The 19,963-nt window shown below is 42.6% G+C and carries 17 protein-coding genes and 1 other annotated feature; of the genes, 15 read left to right on the top strand and 2 right to left on the bottom strand.

Going from position 1 to position 19,963, the window contains the following annotated elements; all coding sequences use genetic code 11:
* The first annotated feature begins 127 nt into the window (after positions 1 to 127).
* From lon to L1611_RS02890, 5 genes are all read left to right on the top strand, one after another.
* Positions 128 to 2,452, top strand: a complete 2,325-nt coding sequence (lon, locus tag L1611_RS02910; RefSeq protein ID WP_236311570.1) for an endopeptidase La — start codon at positions 128 to 130, stop codon at positions 2,450 to 2,452.
* Entirely contained in the window at positions 2,449 to 3,030 is a 582-nt protein-coding gene (gene yihA / locus L1611_RS02905) for a ribosome biogenesis GTP-binding protein YihA/YsxC (RefSeq protein WP_236311569.1), read from the top strand. The genes lon and yihA overlap by 4 nt, the downstream gene beginning before the upstream one ends.
* A 296-nt stretch (positions 3,031 to 3,326) precedes the next feature.
* Positions 3,327 to 4,124 (top strand): transporter substrate-binding domain-containing protein, encoded by a 798-nt coding sequence (locus L1611_RS02900; protein WP_236311568.1) that lies wholly within the window; start codon positions 3,327 to 3,329, stop codon positions 4,122 to 4,124.
* A gap of 141 nt (positions 4,125 to 4,265) precedes the next feature.
* Positions 4,266 to 4,925 (top strand): amino acid ABC transporter permease, encoded by a 660-nt coding sequence (locus L1611_RS02895; protein ID WP_236311566.1) that lies wholly within the window; start codon positions 4,266 to 4,268, stop codon positions 4,923 to 4,925.
* Between the two features lie 32 nt (positions 4,926 to 4,957).
* Positions 4,958 to 5,680, top strand: a complete 723-nt coding sequence (locus L1611_RS02890) for an amino acid ABC transporter ATP-binding protein (protein WP_236312021.1) — start codon at positions 4,958 to 4,960, stop codon at positions 5,678 to 5,680.
* Positions 5,681 to 5,991: 311 nt separating this feature from the next.
* On the opposite strand, the gene L1611_RS02885 is transcribed toward L1611_RS02890, so the two are convergent.
* Positions 5,992 to 6,456 carry a hypothetical protein gene (locus L1611_RS02885; protein WP_236311564.1) on the bottom strand — a complete coding sequence of 155 codons (465 nt, stop codon included), beginning with the start codon at positions 6,454 to 6,456 and terminating at the stop codon, positions 5,992 to 5,994.
* Positions 6,457 to 6,725: 269 nt separating this feature from the next.
* On the opposite strand from L1611_RS02885, the gene hemA reads away from it, so the two are divergent.
* From hemA to L1611_RS02840, 9 genes are all read left to right on the top strand, one after another.
* On the top strand, positions 6,726 to 8,096 hold the full coding sequence (hemA, locus tag L1611_RS02880) for a glutamyl-tRNA reductase (RefSeq protein WP_236311563.1): 1,371 nt from the start codon (positions 6,726 to 6,728) through the stop codon (positions 8,094 to 8,096).
* Between the two features lie 27 nt (positions 8,097 to 8,123).
* Positions 8,124 to 8,951, top strand: coding sequence for a cytochrome C assembly family protein (locus L1611_RS02875; RefSeq protein WP_407681690.1), 828 nt, complete (start codon positions 8,124 to 8,126; stop codon positions 8,949 to 8,951).
* A gap of 160 nt (positions 8,952 to 9,111) precedes the next feature.
* Positions 9,112 to 10,047 carry a hydroxymethylbilane synthase gene (gene hemC, locus L1611_RS02870; RefSeq protein ID WP_236311561.1) on the top strand — a complete coding sequence of 312 codons (936 nt, stop codon included), beginning with the start codon at positions 9,112 to 9,114 and terminating at the stop codon, positions 10,045 to 10,047.
* Positions 10,047 to 10,835 carry a uroporphyrinogen-III synthase gene (locus L1611_RS02865; protein ID WP_236311560.1) on the top strand — a complete coding sequence of 263 codons (789 nt, stop codon included), beginning with the start codon at positions 10,047 to 10,049 and terminating at the stop codon, positions 10,833 to 10,835. The genes hemC and L1611_RS02865 overlap by 1 nt, the downstream gene beginning before the upstream one ends.
* Complete coding sequence (gene hemB / locus L1611_RS02860; protein WP_236311559.1) at positions 10,832 to 11,809, top strand: porphobilinogen synthase; 978 nt, start codon at positions 10,832 to 10,834, stop codon at positions 11,807 to 11,809. The genes L1611_RS02865 and hemB overlap by 4 nt, the downstream gene beginning before the upstream one ends.
* Positions 11,810 to 11,829: 20 nt before the next feature.
* On the top strand, positions 11,830 to 13,137 hold the full coding sequence (gene hemL / locus L1611_RS02855) for a glutamate-1-semialdehyde 2,1-aminomutase (protein WP_236311558.1): 1,308 nt from the start codon (positions 11,830 to 11,832) through the stop codon (positions 13,135 to 13,137).
* Between the two features lie 265 nt (positions 13,138 to 13,402).
* Positions 13,403 to 14,509 (top strand): stage VI sporulation protein D, encoded by a 1,107-nt coding sequence (spoVID, locus tag L1611_RS02850; protein ID WP_236311557.1) that lies wholly within the window; start codon positions 13,403 to 13,405, stop codon positions 14,507 to 14,509.
* Between the two features lie 12 nt (positions 14,510 to 14,521).
* Entirely contained in the window at positions 14,522 to 15,433 is a 912-nt protein-coding gene (locus L1611_RS02845; protein ID WP_236311556.1) for a hypothetical protein, read from the top strand.
* Positions 15,430 to 16,431 (top strand): protein kinase family protein, encoded by a 1,002-nt coding sequence (locus L1611_RS02840; protein ID WP_236311555.1) that lies wholly within the window; start codon positions 15,430 to 15,432, stop codon positions 16,429 to 16,431. The genes L1611_RS02845 and L1611_RS02840 overlap by 4 nt, the downstream gene beginning before the upstream one ends.
* A gap of 73 nt (positions 16,432 to 16,504) precedes the next feature.
* On the opposite strand, the gene L1611_RS02835 is transcribed toward L1611_RS02840, so the two are convergent.
* Positions 16,505 to 16,702, bottom strand: a complete 198-nt coding sequence (locus L1611_RS02835) for a hypothetical protein (protein WP_225064121.1) — start codon at positions 16,700 to 16,702, stop codon at positions 16,505 to 16,507.
* A gap of 155 nt (positions 16,703 to 16,857) precedes the next feature.
* Positions 16,858 to 17,083: a binding site (T-box leader), on the top strand.
* 201 nt (positions 17,084 to 17,284) lie between these two features.
* Between L1611_RS02835 and L1611_RS02830 the strand changes: the two genes are divergently transcribed.
* Positions 17,285 to 19,933 carry a valine--tRNA ligase gene (locus tag L1611_RS02830; protein ID WP_236311554.1) on the top strand — a complete coding sequence of 883 codons (2,649 nt, stop codon included), beginning with the start codon at positions 17,285 to 17,287 and terminating at the stop codon, positions 19,931 to 19,933.
* The last annotated feature ends 30 nt before the right edge of the window (positions 19,934 to 19,963 follow it).

The following is a 19,963-nucleotide window of genomic DNA, read 5'->3' as shown; positions in this document are numbered from 1 at the left end:
CTCATGATAATCAAGCTGATGTTCATCCACTCCGATCCCTGTATCATTGAAGAATATTTCGTGACTACTAGTATGGGTGAAGTTTTTTCAAATCAGTTTGTCAAATAGAATTTGGAGGTGTGTTTCTATGGCTCAAACGAGAACAATACCATTGTTGCCACTAAGAGGACTGCTTGTTTATCCAGGAATGGTACTACACTTGGATGTGGGACGCAAGAAGTCTGTTCAAGCCCTTGAACAAGTAATGATGGATGACCAGCACATATTTTTATCCACTCAAAAAGAAGTGGCCATAGAAGATCCAACGGAAGATGAAATTTATAAATTAGGGACGATTGTTAAAGTCAATCAGATGCTGAAGCTCCCGAATGGAACGATCAGGGTACTAGTTGAAGGTGTACAACGCGGAGAAGTCACTTCTTATAAAGACGATGATGAAATCGGATATATCGAAGTGAATGTAAAATTGATCGAAGAACGCGTAGAGGCAGATGCTGAAGAAATGGCATTGATGCGTACATTGCTGCACTATTTTGAACAATACATAAACCTATCAAAGAAAGTGACAGCCGAGACCCTCGCTTCTGTTCAAGACATTGAAGAGCCCGGCAGACTAGCTGATATCGTTTCTTCACATTTACCGTTAAAAATAAAACAAAAACAAGAAATTTTAGAAACACTTGAAACCAAAGAACGGCTTAATAAAATCATTAAGATATTGAATAACGAAAAGGAAGTACTCGGTCTTGAGAAGAAAATCGGCCAGCGTGTCAAAAAGTCGATGGAACGGACTCAGAAAGAATATTACCTTCGTGAACAAATGAAGGCGATCCAAAAGGAACTTGGTGACAAGGAAGGTAAAGCAGGGGAAGTCACATCATTAAGGGAAAAAATTGAAGAGTCTCAAATGCCTGAAAATGTCCAGAATACCGCGCTTAAAGAATTGGACAGATATGAAAAGATGCCGCAAAACTCTGCTGAAAGCGGTGTAATCCGAAATTACATCGATTGGCTGCTTAACATACCTTGGGTGAAAGAGACAGAAGACAACCTTGATATCAATCATGCCGAAAAAATCTTGAATGAGGACCATTATGGCCTTGAGAAAGTGAAGGAAAGGGTCCTTGAATACCTTGCAGTCCAACAGCTTACAAATTCTTTGAAAGGACCGATTTTATGCTTGGTCGGACCTCCTGGGGTTGGAAAAACCTCCCTTGCAAGGTCGATCGCGCGTACACTTGGACGGAATTTTGTAAGAATTTCACTGGGGGGTGTACGTGATGAAGCGGAAATTCGCGGTCATCGCCGCACATATGTAGGTGCGATGCCTGGACGGCTTATCCAAGGGATGAAAAAAGCAGGCTCTGTGAATCCTGTGTTCTTACTTGATGAAATTGATAAAATGTCTAATGATTTCCGCGGGGACCCTGCATCAGCTTTACTAGAGGTGCTAGATCCTGAGCAGAATAATACGTTCAGCGATCACTTCATCGAAGAGCCTTATGATCTATCAAAGGTTTTATTTGTAACGACTGCAAACAACATTTCAACCATACCTGGTCCGCTGCTGGATCGTATGGAATTGATACAGATCGCTGGATATACTGAAGTGGAAAAGCTTCATATAGCGAATCAATATCTTGTAAAAAAACAAACAGAGGCACATGGTCTTACCAAAGGCAAGCTTCAGATCCGTGATGAAGCGTTGATGCAAGTCATCCGTCGCTACACGCGTGAAGCGGGGGTCCGTAACCTGGAACGTCAAATCGCATCCTTATGCCGAAAAGCGGCAAAAGAAATCGTGGGTGGCGACAAAAAGCGTGTCATTATTACAGAAAAAACGCTGGGAGATTATCTCGGCAAACCTAAATTCAGGTATGGACAAGCTGAAGTGGAAGATCAAATCGGAACTGCCACAGGTCTCGCTTATACGACAGCTGGCGGTGATACACTTTCGATCGAAGTCTCAGTTTCACCAGGTAAAGGCAAGTTGATCTTGACTGGAAAACTTGGCGATGTCATGAAAGAATCGGCGCAAGCAGCATTCAGTTATATCCGTTCACGTGCTGAAGAATTGAATATCGATACAGAGTTTTCCGAAAAAAATGATATTCATATCCATGTCCCGGAAGGTGCAACACCAAAGGATGGCCCCTCTGCAGGGATTACGATGGCAACAGCGCTCATTTCAGCAATGACAAACCGTCCTGTGCGCAAAGAAGTCGGCATGACCGGGGAAATTACCCTTCGGGGACGTGTGTTGCCGATTGGCGGATTGAAAGAAAAGACACTGAGTGCCCATCGAGCAGGACTTGAAAGAATCATTTTCCCTAAAGAAAATGAAAAAGACTTGGATGATATTCCGGATAGTGTAAAGAAGGATCTTATCTTCATTCCAGTTTCTCATTTAGATGAAGTATTAAAAGAAGCATTGATAGGTGGACAAGAATGAAAGTAAATACAGCTGAACTGATTATCAGCGCCGTAAAAAAGGAACAATACCCGAATGACATGAAGCCGGAAATCGCACTCGCTGGCCGTTCGAATGTAGGTAAATCCTCTTTCATAAATAAAATGATCAATCGTAAAGCTCTTGCCAGGACATCTTCCAAACCAGGTAAGACACAAACTTTGAATTTTTACCTTTTGAATGAAGTAATGTACTTTGTCGATGTTCCAGGGTATGGATTTGCAAAAGTCTCGAAAAAAGAACGTGATGCCTGGGGGCGGATGATAGAGACCTATTTGAAGGAAAGCAAGAAATTGAAGGCTGTTGTTTTGCTAGTCGATCTACGCCATGCGCCAACCAAGGACGATCAATTGATGTTTGATTGGTTGAAGCACTTTGAAATCCCCGTAATTGTCGTTGCGACAAAAGCGGATAAGATTCCAAAAGGCAAGCACCAGCAGCATATCAAACAGATCCGTGAAACCCTTCAGATGGAAAAAGGGGAGTCAGTACACCTTTTTTCTGCAGAAACATCATTCGGTAAAGAAAAAGTCTGGTCAACAATCGAAAGCCTTTTATAAAGTGACAAAAACCTCCCTGTTTTAAAAAACAAGGAGGTTTTTTTGTTTTTATGTAGAAGGTATACAGTGGATACTTTAATAGAAAGCAGGGCTTTGGTGCTGTTTAGTTCGTCGCAGTTAAGGGAAATGTACAGTGGTGGAGAGAAATGTAGAGTGTGTGAAGTAGGCTGAAAGAATAAATGCCTCGTCTACATACTCTTTGAAAAATAATAGGATCGTTTTTTGTGACTGTTTACCACTGTATGTTTCTCTCGTAAGTAGTATCCAAAATTCTACAGAAAGAGGGTCAAAACAGAATGAGAAAAGTTAGCTTATGGGCAGTCATGATCTTATTGTTTTCAATGCTTCTGGCAGCCTGTGGAGGCGGTTCAGAAGATGGGGACGGAGCAAATGGGGAATACGATCTCAAGGAAGATGGAAAGTTCACTTACGCATCTTCGGGTGAGTTCAAACCATTCAGTTCAACGGATGCAAATGGTGAAATGACTGGATTTGATATCGAAGTAGCAGAGGCAATAGCCAAAGAATTAGGATTGGAGCCTAATCCACAAAAGTTCAAGTTTGCAAGTATCGTTGAAGGGGTAAAGACTGGACGATTTGATGCTGCGGTTGCAAGTCATACCATTAACGAGGAACGAGCAGAGCATGTGGATTTTTCCATTCCATACTACTATTCTGGTCCACAGATTTTCACAAGATCAGATAGTGATATTGAAACAAAAGATGACTTGAAAGATAAGGAAATCGCTGTCTCAAAAGGGTCGACATATGCAAAATCAGCGGAAGAAATGACCGATAACATCAAAATTTATGACAGTGACGTGACAGCACTTGAAGCTTTGAGTGAAGGGAAGCACGACGCGGTCATCACTGATTTTATTACTGGTAAAGAAGCGATCGGGAATGGCTTCAATATCGAAGGAAAAGAACTTTTAGGACGAAGTGAGCAAGCAATCGCTGTTGCCAAAGACAACGATAAACTACTTAAAGATATCAATGCAGCTTTAGAGAAACTTAGAGAAGATGGTACATTGAAAAAGCTAAGTGAAAAGTACTTCGGGGATGACATTACATCTGATCCTGAAGGTAAATAAATTTTGACTAGGAAAGAATGACGAATGTGCGCAGCTTTGCGCACATTTGTTTCTTATCATATGTATTGCATAACTTTTCCAAAGGCATGAACCATACAATCATACCAGCTTGATATCGGTGCTTTAAGGAGATGATACACCTTGCCAAGTTTTTCGCATTTTTTTGAAACGTTCATCGATAGTTATCCAGTCTTTTTCAAGGGGATGCTTTTAACCCTTCAAGTTACGGCAGTTTCTATCTTGATTGCAATATTTATAGGTCTTTTCTTTGCATTTTTGAAGATTTCTAAAATCAAAGTATTGGAAGCAATAGCGAATGTTTATATTTATATCGTCCGAGGGACACCACTGATCGTCCAAATCTTCATTTTTTATTTCGGGTTATCAGAATATAATATTTCAGGGTTCTGGTCTGCAACATTGGCACTTGCCTTTCACAACGGTGCCTATATAGCAGAAATCTTTCGAGGCACGATCCAATCGATCGATAAAGGCCAAATGGAAGCTGGGCGTTCATTAGGTATGACGAATGCTTTGACTATGCGAAGAATCATTCTTCCGCAAGCTTTCCGTAGAGCATTGCCTCCACTCGGTAATCAGTTCATCATAGGATTGAAAGACTCCTCATTAGCAGCCTTCATCGGTATGTATGAATTATTCAATGTTGCTACAACAGCTGGATCGAATAACTTTGATTCTATGACCTATTTATTGATTGTAGCTGTTTACTATCTGATTCTTGTCTTCCTATTAACAACCATTGTCAGCTTGATGGAGAAAAAGCTATCTGCGAGTGATTAAGGGAGTGAATGATATTGAGTGAAAAACGTGAAATGATCAAAATAGAAAAGCTGAACAAGAGCTTTGGTGATCTACATGTTCTGAAGGATATTGATATGGAAGTCAAAGAAAATGACGTTGTCGTTTTGATCGGGGCAAGTGGGTCTGGGAAAAGTACCCTGCTCAGATGCCTGAATTTCTTGGAAATTAAAAACGGTGGAAAAATTATCGTTGAAGGAAAAGAAATTGATCCTAAAAAAGACAATTTGAATAAAGTTCGTGAACAGATCGGAATGGTATTCCAGCACTTCAACCTGTTTCCTCATAAGACGGTACTTCAAAACGTCATGGAAGCACCACTTGTCGTAAAAAGGAAGAACAGATCCCAGGCTGAGAAAGAAGGGAAAGAATTACTGGAAAAAGTCGGGCTCGCTGAAAAAGCGGATGTCTATCCATCTAAACTTTCTGGTGGACAGAAACAGCGTGTAGCTATTGCAAGGGCATTGGCGATGAAACCGGACATCATGCTTTTTGACGAGCCTACATCAGCATTAGATCCTGAGCTTGTCGGGGAAGTCTTATCGACAATGAAACAGCTGGCGAGAGAAGGGATGACGATGGTCGTCGTTACCCATGAAATGGGCTTTGCCCGTGAAGTAGGTGATTGGGTCTTTTATATGCATGATGGACGAATTGTTGAACGGGGCGAGCCGCAAGAACTTTTCAACAACCCGAAAGAACAACGTACGAAGGATTTCTTAAGTTCCATACTCTAAAGTAAAAGGTGTGACCATCACTGGTCACACCTTTTTTCAAAGATAAGAAAGCAAAAATTTCGGTGAAGTGATGTCCAGCTTCACCGCCCAACCACTCGGATCACTTCAGTCCTCCTTCGCCGGTGACAGCCTCCTCGTCAGACTTCCAGTGACCTTCGTGGCTAACCAGGGGCGATTCCGCTTTTGATGTCCAGCTTCACCGCCCAACCACTCGGATCACTTCAGTCCTCCTGCTGCGGCGACAGCCTCCTCGTCGGACTTCCAGTGACCTTCGTGGCTAAACAGGGCGATTCCGCTTTTATAGGCAAGAGTCATTTTTTTCGTTTAATCAAATAAAATCCGATGACAATCAGGATTACTGCCCAAAATTGTTCGGTATAATTGATGATCGTACGGATGATTCCCTTTGTATTAGTTGAAAAAAGTGCAATCAGGGAAATGATAGTCAGGACTGCACCGATCCATAAGCCGCTCTGCTTCGTTCGATTATATTGCAGAAGAAATCCTGTGCCGATACTAAGAAAATATACGATCCATAAGGCTGGCCAATTGGCGATATTACCGCTGGCATAGTAATGGAAAGCAATACCGCAAATGACTACACCGGAAAACAGAGCGTAAGGTTCATTCCTTTGTAATAGGAATGCTATCCCGATGATCAATAAGAATGCAGGAAGGGCATCGATCTCACTAATAAAAGGAACAGACCATTGCTTTGACAAAAAATAGACACCTAAACCTGCAATCAATGTTCCTGGAAAAATACCTTGTTTCATAATCTCCTCCTCACAGAGCTCAAAAATCATGCTGTTCTTTTGCGAAAACCTTCGAAATTTGGTACATTAGATTTGTATGGAGCTTGGAAACCTATGAGATACTAAAATTTGGTGTAAAAGGGAATGCTGATTTTATCTATTAAAAATCATACCATAAGACTTTCAAACACTGTTCACATTTGTTTCGAATAATAATTGATTGGACATGCTATAATGGCTATTGGGAAATTATATATACTCATTTACATAAATACAGGGGGTGACGGACGATGCACATTTTAAAAGTTGGGCTGAACCATAAGACAGCTCCGGTTGAAATACGGGAAAAAGTATCTTTTCAACCTGGTGAATTGGAGTTGGCTTTACAGTCGCTTAGAAACACGAAAAGCGTACTGGAATGTGTGATCGTATCGACCTGCAACCGTACTGAAATCTACGCCGTCGCTGATCAGTTGCATACAGGGCGATATTATATAAAAGCATTTTTAGCGGATTGGTTTTCATTAGATAAAGATTTGTTGAACCCATACTTACAAATTCGTGAACGGGAGGATGCCATAGACCATCTCTTCAAGGTGGTTTGTGGACTGGACTCGATGATCCTGGGGGAAACCCAAATCCTTGGACAAGTGCGTTCAAGCTTTTTGACTGCACAAGAAACAGGGACAACCGGTACTGTGTTCAACGAGTTGTTCAAAAAGGCGATCACGTTGGCAAAGCGCTCTCATTCCGAAACTGAAATTGGAGAGAATGCAGTATCTGTGAGCTATGCTGCAGTCGAACTGGCTAAGAAAATTTTCGATGGACTTGAAGGAAAGAATGTATTGATCATTGGTGCCGGGAAGATGGGTGAACTTACTGCAAAACACCTATGCAGTAACGGTGTCGATCAAATTTCCGTCCTCAATCGGACATATGCAAAAGCGCAGGAAGTAGCAGCTCGTTTTAATGGGCAAGCTTCTACTATGGAAGAGCTGGAATCTTCGTTGAAGAAAGCGGATATTGTGATCAGTTCTACTGGTTCAACAGAGTTTGTGCTTACGAAAGCGAACGTTGCCCCAGTTTTGAAGAAACGAAAAGGGAAACCGTTGTTCATGATGGACATTGCGGTACCAAGAGACCTTTCTCCAGATCTGCAGGAGCTTGAAGGTGTCTTCCTATATGATATTGATGATTTAGAAGGAATTGTCGAGGCGAACTTAGCTGAGCGACAAGAAGAAGCGGCTAAGATCCGTTTATTTATTGAAGAAGAACTGCTTGCATTTTTGAACTGGATCAATACCCTCGGAGTTGTTCCTGTCATCACAGCCTTAAGACAGAAAGCACTTTCCATCCAGGCTGAAACGATGAAAAGCATCGAACGTAAAATACCTGATCTTACGGAGCGTGAACGGAAGGTACTCAGCAAACATACAAAAAGTATCATCAATCAATTGCTTCGTGATCCGATCACACGTGTGAAAGAGTTGGCAGCTGAACCTGATTCCAATAAGCATATAGATCTTTTCACACAGCTGTTCGGAATTGAAGAAGAGTTGGAACAGGTATTAAAAGAGGAGCGTCTTGCTCGCGAACAAAAGTTGCCTGAGGTAGAAGGAGAGAAGTCTTTTCAAACGATCTCCAACCCAGCGACGAATTAGTCTTGCTCCCAGGAGAGGAGTTGTATCGTGAGTATTATCAGGTGGATTTACGATATTACAATCATTTTATATGCACTCAGTGTACTAGGATATTTCATGGATTTCCTGCAAAACAACCGGAAGGCGAACCGAATAGCCTTCTGGTTGCTTTCTATTGTCTGGGTATTGCAATCATTCGTTCTAATATTACGGATTTTTGAAGCTGACCGCTTTCCGATACTCACACCTACGGAAGGGTTATTTTTTTATTCCTGGGTAATTGTCACACTTTCCCTTTTGATCAACTGGTTTTTCAGGGTACATTTCTTCGTGTTTTTTACGAATATCATCGGATTCATACTCATGGCTGTCAGCTGGTTTGCTCCGAACAGCCAAGTATCTGAAGCATTTTCAGATCAACTGATCAATGAATTAGCGATCATACATATTACGATGGCATTCATTGCGTATGGCGCTTTTACGGTATCGAGTATCCTATCGGTCATGTACCTGGTTCAATACAACCTGTTGAAAAAGAAGAAAGTAGGGAAATGGCTATGGCGTTTCGAAAGTCTTACACGACTTGAAAGGTTGCCTTTCATATTGAATATGATCGGTGTCCCGATCCTGTTTCTCAGTCTGGTACTAGGCTTGATTTATGGATACAAAGTATACATGACACTAGCAATCTTCGTAGATGCAAAAGTGATTAGTTCGTTCATTGTATTATCTGTATATGGAATCTATTTGTATCTGAAAGTAGGAAAAGAGGCGTACGGGAGGCAGCTGGCTTATTGGAATGTCGCCGGTCTTCTCGTCATCCTCATCAATTATTTTTTAGCTGCTACACTTACGGAGTTTCACCTATGGTATTAGAAGGTTTAGCGGATATCCACCACACTGGATAAGCTGATACTGTCTTTGTCATAGGACATGACGCATGTACCAGGCACTTTTCTGGATCGCTTGGGGCACAAGGGTCAAATTGTCGTGCCTGGCACCGTCTGAAATTCGAATCTACATTTGGAGGTCAATTATGCGCAAGCTCATTATCGGTTCTCGAAGAAGTAAACTTGCTCTTACTCAAACGCGTTGGGTAATCGATCAATTGAAAAAAGCGGGGGCGCCATTCGAGTTTGAAATCAAGGAGATTGTAACGAAGGGAGACCAGATTTTGAACGTCACCCTTTCAAAAGTCGGCGGAAAAGGTCTTTTCGTCAAAGAAATTGAACAGGCGATGATGGATAAGGAAATCGATTTTGCTGTCCACAGTATGAAAGACATGCCGTCTGTCCTTCCGGAAGGGCTTGAATTAGCTTGTACACCACCGAGGGAGGATGATCGCGATGCGCTCATTTCAGAGAATCATGTTCCTTTTGAAAAATTACCTGATGGTGCAATCGTTGGAACGAGCAGTCTTAGAAGAGGAGCACAATTACTTGCGAAACGTCCGGACCTCTCTATAAAATGGATCAGAGGAAACATTGATACAAGGCTTGCAAAGCTTCAGAATGAAGACTATGATGCCATTGTGTTAGCAGCTGCCGGGTTGAAGCGTATGGGATGGTCAGATGATGTGGTCACTCAATATTTGGAGAAGGATGTTTGTATCCCCGCTGTTGGGCAAGGTTCTCTTGCCATTGAATGCCGGGAAAGTGATCAGGAATTGAAAGATTGGTTGGAAAAAATCAACTGTCCTGATACCTTCGATACAGTCCGTGCTGAAAGAGCGTTCCTACGTACACTTGAAGGTGGCTGCCAAGTACCGATCGGTGGTCTTGCAGAATTGGCTCATGACTCAAGAACGATCACCCTGACAGGATTCGTTTCAACTCCAGATGGAAAAACGATAATTAAAGATACCATTCAAGGCACTAATCCAGAGGAAATCGGCATCGAACTAGCTAACAGACTAAGTGAACGGGGTGCCAAGGATATTTTAGATCGAGTAAAAAAGGAGCTTGATCAGTAATGGATACAGGATCGCCGTTTTCAGGTCATAAAATATTAATAACAAGATCTGAAGAACAGGCTCTTCCGCTTGTCCATTCAATTGAACAAAGAGGAGGGGAGGCTGTCGTGGTTCCCCTGCTCTCTTTTAAGACTCCAAGTGATAATACAGCATTAAGAAGAGCGATCCACGAGATTGAACATTTCCAGTGGGTCGTTTTTACAAGTCAGAACACGGTCCGGTTTTTCAAGAGTCAAATGGAGAAAGAAGGACGTCCGTTTGAACTTCTGGATACAGTGAAGATAGCTGCGATAGGCAAAAAAACCGTAGAACTTTTAGAGAAGTGGGGTATAGAAGTTGACTTCGTCCCTACTAAATTTGTAGCAGAAATATTTACAGAGGAATTCATCAATCATACGAAAATTGGCGACCGCATTTTGCTCCCACATGGGAATTTATCGCGCAGCATCATCATTGATAACCTGGGTGAGGCAGGAAGAAATGTTGAAGCCGTCATCACTTATGAAACTGTGCCGAACGATAATATGCGAATAGATCTGAAAGAGATGATGAGAAGGGGTGATGTCGACATTCTTACTTTCACTAGCCCATCAACCGTTCATTTTTTCTTTCAGTTGGGGGAAGAAGAAGTCATTCTGAAGGATCGGATATGGGCGTGTATCGGACCGATTACAGCTGAGACACTCAAAGGATATGGAGTAACTGCAGATATTGTTGCAGACGAATATACAACTGAAGGCTTGGTTGCTTCGATCGAGTCTTATTTGCAAAAGGAGGAACGACGATGAACAATGCCTTTCAGCGACATCGCCGATTAAGAAGAACTGCAAGTATGCGTTCGTTAGTACGAGAAACCTTTTTACGAAAAGAAGATATGATTTACCCGCTTTTTATTGTAGAAGGTGAAGGGATAAAAGAAGAGGTTGGTTCGATGCCAGGCGTTTTCCATTATTCCTTAGACCGTCTTCATGAAGAGCTTGATGAGATTACAGGAGTAGGTCTTCAATCCGTCATCGTTTTCGGGGTTCCGAAGCATAAAGATGAACGTGGTACTTCTGCTTACGAAGTAAATGGGATCGTTCAACGCTCAATCACGTACATCAAGGAAAACTATCCATCATTGACAGTGATTGCCGATACGTGCCTCTGTCAGTACACAGATCACGGCCATTGTGGTGTCATCCATGATGGAGATGTTTTGAATGACCAGTCGTTGGAGTTATTGTCACAGACCGCAGTCTCACAAGCTCAGGCTGGAGCAGATATCATTGCACCCTCCAACATGATGGATGGGTTCGTAGCGGCTATACGTGCAGGACTTGATGAAGCCGGATTTGAAGATATCCCGATCATGTCCTATGCGGTCAAATATGCATCTGCTTTCTACGGTCCATTCCGTGATGCTGCACATAGTTCACCACAATTCGGTGATCGTAAAACCTATCAGATGGATCCGCCTAATCGTCTCGAAGCGATTCGCGAAGCTCAATCGGATTACGAAGAAGGGGCAGACTTTCTTATGGTCAAGCCTGCGCTCGCTTATCTCGATATTCTGCGCGAGTTAAAGGATCGTTTCCCGCTTCCTCTTGTAGCTTACAATGTCAGCGGGGAGTACTCGATGATCAAAGCCGCCTCACAAAATGGCTGGATCGATGAAAAGGATATTGTCCTTGAAAAGCTTACGGGGATGAAACGGGCTGGTGCAGACTTGATTATTACTTATTTTGCAAAAGATGCAGCACGATACATTGATGAAAGATAATGGATAGGAAGGGTGTTAAGATGAATAATCGTACATTTGAAAAATCAAAGGAAGCTTTTTCAGAAGCGACACCGCTTATGCCAGGAGGAGTGAACAGTCCAGTCCGTGCCTTCAAGTCTGTTGATATGGATCCGATTTATATGAAACGCGGAAAAGATTCGAAGATCTATGACTTGGATGACAATGAATACATCGATTATGTGTTGAGCTGGGGACCTTTGATCCTCGGTCATGCGGATGATCAAGTTGTTGAAGCATTGAAAAAAGTGACTGAGTTTGGAACAAGTTTCGGTGCCCCACATGAAATGGAGACCAAATTGGCCGAATTGGTGATAGAGCGTGTCCCATCTATTGATGTCGTAAGAATGGTGAACTCAGGAACCGAAGCTACAATGAGTGCTCTTCGTCTGGCGCGCGGTTATACTGGCCGAAACAAGATTTTGAAATTTGGAGGGTGTTATCACGGGCATGGGGATTCCCTCCTTATCAAAGCTGGCTCTGGTGTAGCAACACTTGGATTGCCGGATAGCCCGGGTGTACCTGAATCGATTGCACAAAATACGATTGCGGTCCCTTACAATGATCAAGAAAGCGTACGTTATGCTTTTGAGCAATACAGTGATGATATTGCTGGGGTCATCGTTGAACCTGTAGCAGGGAATATGGGCGTTGTTCCTCCTAAAGATGGTTTCTTGGAATTCTTACGGGAAATCACCACGGACCACGGCACCTTATTGATTTTTGATGAAGTAATGACTGGTTTCCGTGTCGGTTATCAATGTGCACAAGGCCATTTCGGTGTGACACCTGACTTGACCTGTCTTGGAAAAGTGATTGGTGGTGGTCTTCCGGTTGGAGCGTATGGCGGTAAAAAAGAAATCATGGATCAAATTGCCCCGAGCGGACCGATCTACCAGGCTGGAACATTATCAGGAAATCCATTGGCGATGACAGCAGGTTATGAAACCCTTCGCCAGTTGACTGAGGAGTCTTATATCGAATTTGGGAAGAAAGCAGATCGTCTGGAACAGGGTCTTTCTGAAGCTGCAGAAAAGTATGGGGTTCCTCATCATATCAACCGGGCAGGTTCAATGGTCGGACTGTTCTTCACTGACAATGAAGTCATCAACTATGAAACAGCCAGTTCATCAAATCTCGGAGCATTCACCGTCTATTTCAAGTCGATGATCAATCAAGGCATCTCGATTCCTCCATCACAATTTGAAGGCTTATTCTTATCTACAAAACACTCCGATGAAGATATCGAACGTACGATCGAAGCAAGCGAAAATGCATTCAAGGCAGTCGCAGAATTTTTGCAAAAGTGAATACTAAAAATAAAGCAGGCAGGATATCAATGGTATCCGGTCTGCTTTTTTGTTTCAAGGGTCACACGAAGTCATTATGAGTACCTCAAATTCCGATTTTCGAGGGTCCTATGAGGCTGTAAGACATCATGGGGAGTTTATTCACCTAATCACCGAGAAGGCAGGGACAATCTATCTTCTCTATGTCATTTTTAAGCATAAAATCTTAGCTCATACATACACCTGTATTGTACAGGAATAATTGTGTTGAGAGGGGGAGCTTGCTTTGACAGAGCGTAATCAGTCTACGTTAGAGTTTTCAATAGAGGAATCAGTATGGCTCAATAAGGGACAGGAGGTTGAGGAACTTTACACGGTCGATTTGAATCCTGAAGTTACAATCGAAGAGGTGGATGATCAAATATGCATTAAAGGCTATCTCTGCTTAACGGGGGAATACAGGTGTGCGGATCAAACTGAGGAAGAGACTGCCTCAGAAGAATCTACTTATCTTGGTTATCGTTCATTTTCCCAATTGAATGAGGTCTCCGATGATGTAGTGAAACTGGACCACCGTTTTCCAGTGGATATCACCCTGCCGAAAAATCGCGTGCTTGATAAAGATGAACTTACCGTTACAGTTGATGATTTCAATTATGAAATGCCTACTCCTTCGTGTATTGAAGTTTTTGCAGCCGTCAGTGTATCAGGTGTATATGAAAATCAAGGATATGTTAGTGAAGGATTCGAGAACCAAGAATCGGTTTATGAAAATGATGACGTGTATGAGACTCGTGAAGAAGATGACGAGGACGATCATGAGTTATACGAAGGTGGATCAAATCCATTCCCGATTTTAGAGTTCGAATCACGCAGGTCTCCGGAACCTGACGAACACGAAGAAGAGATGGAGTATAAGGCCGAAAGAAGAGAACCTCAAGTAGAATTTTTAAGCAGAAGCGAAGAGCGCTATGATTATTCTGACGCATATGGCCATCTCAGTGACCTGCGTAACTCGGATACCTCTGAATATGAGGAAGAGTATGAAGAAGAGGAAGAGCCTTATCGTCCTGATGAGTATGAGTACGAGGAAAATGACGAGGAGTATGATTACGAGGAAGAAATTGAAGAAAATGATGATCATGAGGAAGTGGAGAGCTCCTCGCATCGTCCGCCGCGTGAAGAGAATGCACTATATTTAACAAAAATGCTGACAAGGGAAGATGAAGAACTAACGAAAATGAAAATGTGTATCATCCAAGCAGGCGATTCATTGGATTCAATCGCTGGAAGATATGATATCCCGGCAAGCCAACTTATGAGGGTCAATCGCTTGGAGAGCGAAGAGATTGAAGAAGGACAAATTTTATATATACCAGTCTCCGTACGTTAGGACGGTGTTGTTATGAGCATGGATATACTGGAGCTCATCGAAAAACACTACCCATTAAAACCTTTACATTGGAAACATAAAAATGAAGTTCTTGAAACAGATGCCGGTACGAAAAGAGTCCGCATCTGGACAGATGAGAGGACGATGACTTGGCATTTTAATTGGAGGGAGCAGCTGGAGAGCAATACATTGTTGACAGATCGTATGATACGGACATTGGATGCGAATTGGTTCCTCCCTTTTGAAGACCATTTCCTGACCCTCCATGATGAACGGTATGAACCTTTTCCGAAGCATAGCCATGAACAAACATGGGGTATGTTGCTCGGGAAATTATTGTCCCAGGGGATTGAACAACCAATATATGAAAATGAGCATTTCTCTGAAACAAGGGAACAAATGGTGCAGCAATATGGTGTAGACCGCTCAGACCTGAACATACCGATTCTTAACCGAAGCTTACCTGAGGCGAAGAGACGAATCAGGACCGTTGAAACGATAAGAAACCGGTATAGACATTTGAAAATCCCGTCATTAGAGCCTTCAATCCTGACCCATCAAGGAAAGCGTGTCCATGGAAGATTGTTTTGGCAAGGTGGTAATGAGCCTCCTGAGAGAAGCATGTACGGTTTATGCGATTTTCTTTCAGATTGGCGGTTAGCCACTGATACCAAATCTATGTATAAATTGTTGGATGCCATTCATGATCACTTTCCGCTTGAAGGCGGTTATGATCAATTGTTGGCTGCTGACCTTATTGCTCCACGAGAGGTGCAGAGGTGTGTACGTCGGCTCGACTCGACAGATGATCATTCTGTCAGTGAGATCTTGGATCAGTTTGAAAGGGAATGGGAATCGAATCGGACCCTCGTTGAAGAAGTTTGTCGCTGGATAGAGCACAGGGCAAAGAAGGTGATACGATGAAAGCAGCATCAATGTCAGTAGACGGAATCATCTTATATTATTATGATCTGTTCCCTGAAAAGATCGAGTCCTATGGTCGAGTTCAGCGTATCACCACAAAGCGGGGGACTTTTGCTCTTAAGGAAACGACGATGAACAAAGAGCAGATGGATTGGTTTTTACATTGTATGGATCGGCTCAATGAGCTTGGATACGACCATGTTGTTCCATTGACCTTGACTAAATATGGTGATCCCTATGTCATTGCGAAAAACCGTTACTTTTATGTGACAAGGTGGTATGAAAGCGACTCCCGTTCAAGCTTCCCATATGAAGATTTCATTATAGATGAGCTCGGAAAACTACATGCGAATACGGTTAAAGCCCAGTCGTTTACTGTAGATGTGATCAAGGATTCTTTCAACGGACTTTCAACACGTTTTGAACAACGGCAGCTTGAAATGGAGAGATTCACAGAATTAGCCGAGCGACAAACGTATATTTCTCCATTTGAACTTCGATATCTTTCGCAGTTTCATAAAATGATGCGGATTGCTGAAGAGGCGAAACAGAAAGTCTCAGAATGGTATAAAGGTTGCGAGGAGAATGAACGCTATCGAAGTGCCTTATGCCATGGACGTCCATTCAGAGGGCACGTCGTCCAGGATGGACTTGGCGAAGGAAGTTTCATCAATTTCGAAAGGGCAATTCTGGATACCCCGGTCAGGGACCTGGCATATTTCTTCAGAACCGCTGCCCAGTATCCGGAATGGAGTGAGCAAAGGGCTATAGAGTGGCTAGGGCGATATGAATCCCATCTCCCATTATTGCCGGAAGAAAAAGTCTTATTAGCAAGTTACTTGAAGTTCCCGGAACCAGTATTCTCGACAATCCAGCTGTACCAAGGTTCTTCTGACATCTCCCAGCTTGAACTTGTCCGTAAATTGGACCGGAAACTGAATGTGATGAAATCACTCGATCGATTTGCCGATCAATTCCTTTATACGATACCAAATTAATAACTCTGCTTATGGCAGGGTTTTTTGGTGTCTATAAAGAGAATAGGTTTGGATTGGAATTCAGACAGGCGTGTCACCAGAATTCATAATAAATCGCTAAATGGAGCGCTAAAAGGATAACCACAAGGATGATATCGAACGCAGAGGGGAATAGGAGGGTCCGGATCGCTTGGAAAATCAATAGTGGAAAGACAAATTGTTCACAGATGCTCCGAAACTGGCGTAGATGATATTGAAAACGATATTTGTTGAATCCTCGGCGTTTCCTCATCGGAATGCTCCTTTCTCTATTTAGTGGCTATACTATATGGTATGACACCTACCCATTTTCCGTACCATTTTCGTTTAAAAGAGAAAATTTGTGGAAAGCCTATTGACGATAAGACAATTCAAAAGGTAAACTATATACTACTAATAAATCCTAAATAGTAAGCTTCGATAGGGAAGAGTAAATTGTGAAACCTAAAGAGAGAGAAATCATCTGCTGAAAGATTTCTCAGGAGGTAACAGTTGAACGTCGCCCTTGAGCAACTTCTCTGAACCAATCAGTAAGAGGAGTCGGTATTGAAACCGTTATCGATTTGAGGTGTGCAGCCTAATATGATTTGTGCTGTAAACAAAGGTGGTACCGCGAACTTCTTTCGTCCTTTGAGGATGCGAAAGAGGTTTTTTTGTTTTTTGGCTCTGTTATTCTTGATCGTTGAACACTGGCTTCGCTGTTCCAGCAGGAGTGTCGCATATTTTGCTTAAAAAATCCCAATTAAAAAGTCAACAGGATCTACTATAGTTTCAACCCTTCCAGTATTTCAAAAAAATTTTAACAGTGTAGAAAGGTTTTAAGGAGGAGTAAAAAATGGCTAAGCAGGAACAAGAGATATCGATGCCGACTAAATATGATCCACAAAAGACAGAAGAAAAATGGTATCAATATTGGTTGGATGGAAAGTTTTTCGAAGCAAAGGGCGGTGAAGACAAGAAGCCTTACACCATTGTCATACCACCCCCGAACGTAACAGGAAAGCTACACCTAGGGCATGCATGGGATACGACGTTACAAGATATCATGATCCGTACCAAGCGTATGCAGGGCTATGATGCATTATGGTTGCCAGGGATGGATCATGCAGGAATCGCTACACAGGCGAAGGTTGAAGGGAAACTAAAGGAGGAAGGAACCTCTAGATACGATCTCGGCCGCGAGAAATTTCTTGAGGTATCTTGGGAATGGAAACATAAATATGCTGAGTTCATCCGTAAACAATGGTCGAAATTAGGGCTGTCCCTTGATTATTCACGTGAACGTTTCACGCTTGACGAAAGATTATCTGACGCGGTTAAAGAGGTTTTCGTTTCACTATACGAAAAGGATCTTATTTACCGAGGTGAATACATCATCAACTGGGATCCTCAAACAAAGACAGCTTTATCAGATATCGAGGTTATTTACCAGGACGTACAGGGTTCTCTTTACCACATGAAATACCCGTTAGCGGATGGAAGCGGTCATATTGAGGTAGCGACTACCCGTCCGGAAACGATGCTTGGGGATACTGCGGTAGCTGTCCATCCTGAGGATGATCGGTACAAGGATCTGATCGGCAAGAAAGTCAAGCTGCCGATTACGAACCGGAAAATAGAAATCGTAGCGGACGATTATGTCGATATGGAATTCGGATCAGGTGCTGTAAAAATTACGCCAGCACATGATCCAAATGACTTTGAAATCGGAAACCGTCATAAACTTCAAAGAATCCTTGTCATGGATGAAGGAGGAACGATGAATGAAGAGGCGGGGCCTTATCAGGGATTGGATCGCTTTGAATGTCGAAAGAGGATCGTCAAGGACCTTCAAGATCAGGGAGTCCTTTTCAAAATTGAAGAGCACATGCATTCAGTAGGACATTCAGAGAGAAGTGGGGCTGTTGTAGAACCTTATCTTTCCACACAATGGTTTGTCAAAATGCAACCATTAGCTGACCAAGCAATCCAGCTCCAGAAAAAAGAAAACAAAGTTCATTTCGTTCCGGAACGCTTCGAAAAGACTTATATGCATTGGATAGAGAATATCCGCGATTGGTGTATCAGTCGTCAATTATGGTGGGGACATCGAATTCCAGCCTGGTACCATAAAGAAACTGGTGAAATCTACGTTGGTCGTACAGCTCCAGAGCATCCGGAAAAATGGAATCAGGATGAAGATGTACTCGATACATGGTTCAGTTCTGCCCTTTGGCCATTTTCGACGATGGGCTGGCCGGATGAAAACGCTGCTGATTTCAAGCGTTATTATTCAACTGATTTATTAGTGACAGGTTACGATATCATATTCTTCTGGGTTGCACGTATGATTTTCCAGGGACTTGAATTCACCGGGGAGCGTCCGTTTAAAGATGTTCTGATCCACGGATTGGTACGGGATTCTGAAGGGCGCAAGATGAGTAAATCACTTGGTAACGGCGTCGATCCGATGGATGTCATTGATAAGTATGGTGCTGACTCATTACGTTTCTTCCTTTCTACAGGAAGCTCACCTGGAAACGATCTTCGTTTTTATTGGGAGAAGGTTGAGTCGACTTGGAATTTCGGGAACAAGATTTGGAACGCGTCTAGGTTTGCATTGATGAACATGGAGGGGATGACAGCAGACGAAATTGACCTCAGTGGTAAGAAATCACTTGCTGATGAATGGATCCTGACCCGTTTGAATGAAACGATCGAATCCGTTACGAAATTGATTGATGCCTACGAGTTCGGAGAAGTTGGCAGAGCCTTGTACAATTTCATCTGGGACGATTTCTGTGATTGGTATATCGAAATGGCGAAGCTTCCTCTTTATGGTGAGGATGATGGAAGAAAGAGAACGACCAGATCTGTTCTTGCTTATGTCCTCGATCAAACGTTACGATTGCTTCATCCATTCATGCCATTCATCACAGAAGAAATATGGCAGCATATCCCACATAAGGGCGAATCCATTACTGTCGCTTCCTGGCCGGAAAAGCGTAAAGATCTACATTTTGAGGAGTCGGCGAAAGAAATGAAGATCCTAACTGAAATTATCCGTTCGGTTCGTAATACGCGATCAGAAATGAACGTACCTCCAAGTAAACCGATCGAAATCCAGCTTAAACCACATAATGGGGACGTCCTTGAGCAGCTAGAGAAAAACCGTTCGTATTTGGATCGTTTTTGTAATCCAGAACCTTTGACCATGGGGCTTGAACTAGAGGCACCAGAAAAGGCTATGACCTCTATCGTAAGTGGTGTAGAAATCTTTTTACCCCTCGAAGGACTGATCGATATTGAAGAAGAAATAAAACGGTTGGAAAATGAATATAAGAAATGGGATTCGGAAGTTCAACGTGTTCAGAAAAAACTGAGTAACGAAGGATTCATCAAGAAAGCACCTGCAAAAGTCGTGGAAGAAGAGCGTCAAAAAGAGAAAACGTATCTTGATAACCGACAAAAGGTTGAGGAAAGAATCAAAGAATTAAAGAATTAAGTGTAGGGAGGCGGATCATATGATTCGTCT

This window comes from Pseudalkalibacillus salsuginis (assembly GCF_021646685.1).
Classification (GTDB): domain Bacteria; phylum Bacillota; class Bacilli; order Bacillales; family Fictibacillaceae; genus Pseudalkalibacillus; species Pseudalkalibacillus salsuginis.
The sequence above is the reverse complement of the archived record's forward strand: the minus strand, read 5'-3'. Positions and strand labels throughout refer to the sequence as shown.

Bases quoted from the DNA above. Each gene is read 5' to 3' on its own strand.
- lon (WP_236311570.1), top strand. From the start codon at position 128: ATGGCTCAAACGAGAACAATACCATTGTTGCCACTAAGAGGACTGCTT.
- yihA (WP_236311569.1), top strand. From the start codon at position 2,449: ATGAAAGTAAATACAGCTGAACTGATTATCAGCGCCGTAAAAAAGGAA.
- L1611_RS02900 (WP_236311568.1), top strand. From the start codon at position 3,327: ATGAGAAAAGTTAGCTTATGGGCAGTCATGATCTTATTGTTTTCAATG.
- L1611_RS02890 (WP_236312021.1), top strand. From the start codon at position 4,958: ATGATCAAAATAGAAAAGCTGAACAAGAGCTTTGGTGATCTACATGTT.
- L1611_RS02885 (WP_236311564.1), bottom strand. From the start codon at position 6,456: ATGAAACAAGGTATTTTTCCAGGAACATTGATTGCAGGTTTAGGTGTC.
- hemA (WP_236311563.1), top strand. From the start codon at position 6,726: ATGCACATTTTAAAAGTTGGGCTGAACCATAAGACAGCTCCGGTTGAA.
- hemC (WP_236311561.1), top strand. From the start codon at position 9,112: ATGCGCAAGCTCATTATCGGTTCTCGAAGAAGTAAACTTGCTCTTACT.
- L1611_RS02865 (WP_236311560.1), top strand. From the start codon at position 10,047: ATGGATACAGGATCGCCGTTTTCAGGTCATAAAATATTAATAACAAGA.
- hemB (WP_236311559.1), top strand. From the start codon at position 10,832: ATGAACAATGCCTTTCAGCGACATCGCCGATTAAGAAGAACTGCAAGT.
- hemL (WP_236311558.1), top strand. From the start codon at position 11,830: ATGAATAATCGTACATTTGAAAAATCAAAGGAAGCTTTTTCAGAAGCG.
- L1611_RS02845 (WP_236311556.1), top strand. From the start codon at position 14,522: ATGAGCATGGATATACTGGAGCTCATCGAAAAACACTACCCATTAAAA.
- L1611_RS02840 (WP_236311555.1), top strand. From the start codon at position 15,430: ATGAAAGCAGCATCAATGTCAGTAGACGGAATCATCTTATATTATTAT.
- L1611_RS02835 (WP_225064121.1), bottom strand. From the start codon at position 16,702: ATGAGGAAACGCCGAGGATTCAACAAATATCGTTTTCAATATCATCTA.
- L1611_RS02830 (WP_236311554.1), top strand. From the start codon at position 17,285: ATGGCTAAGCAGGAACAAGAGATATCGATGCCGACTAAATATGATCCA.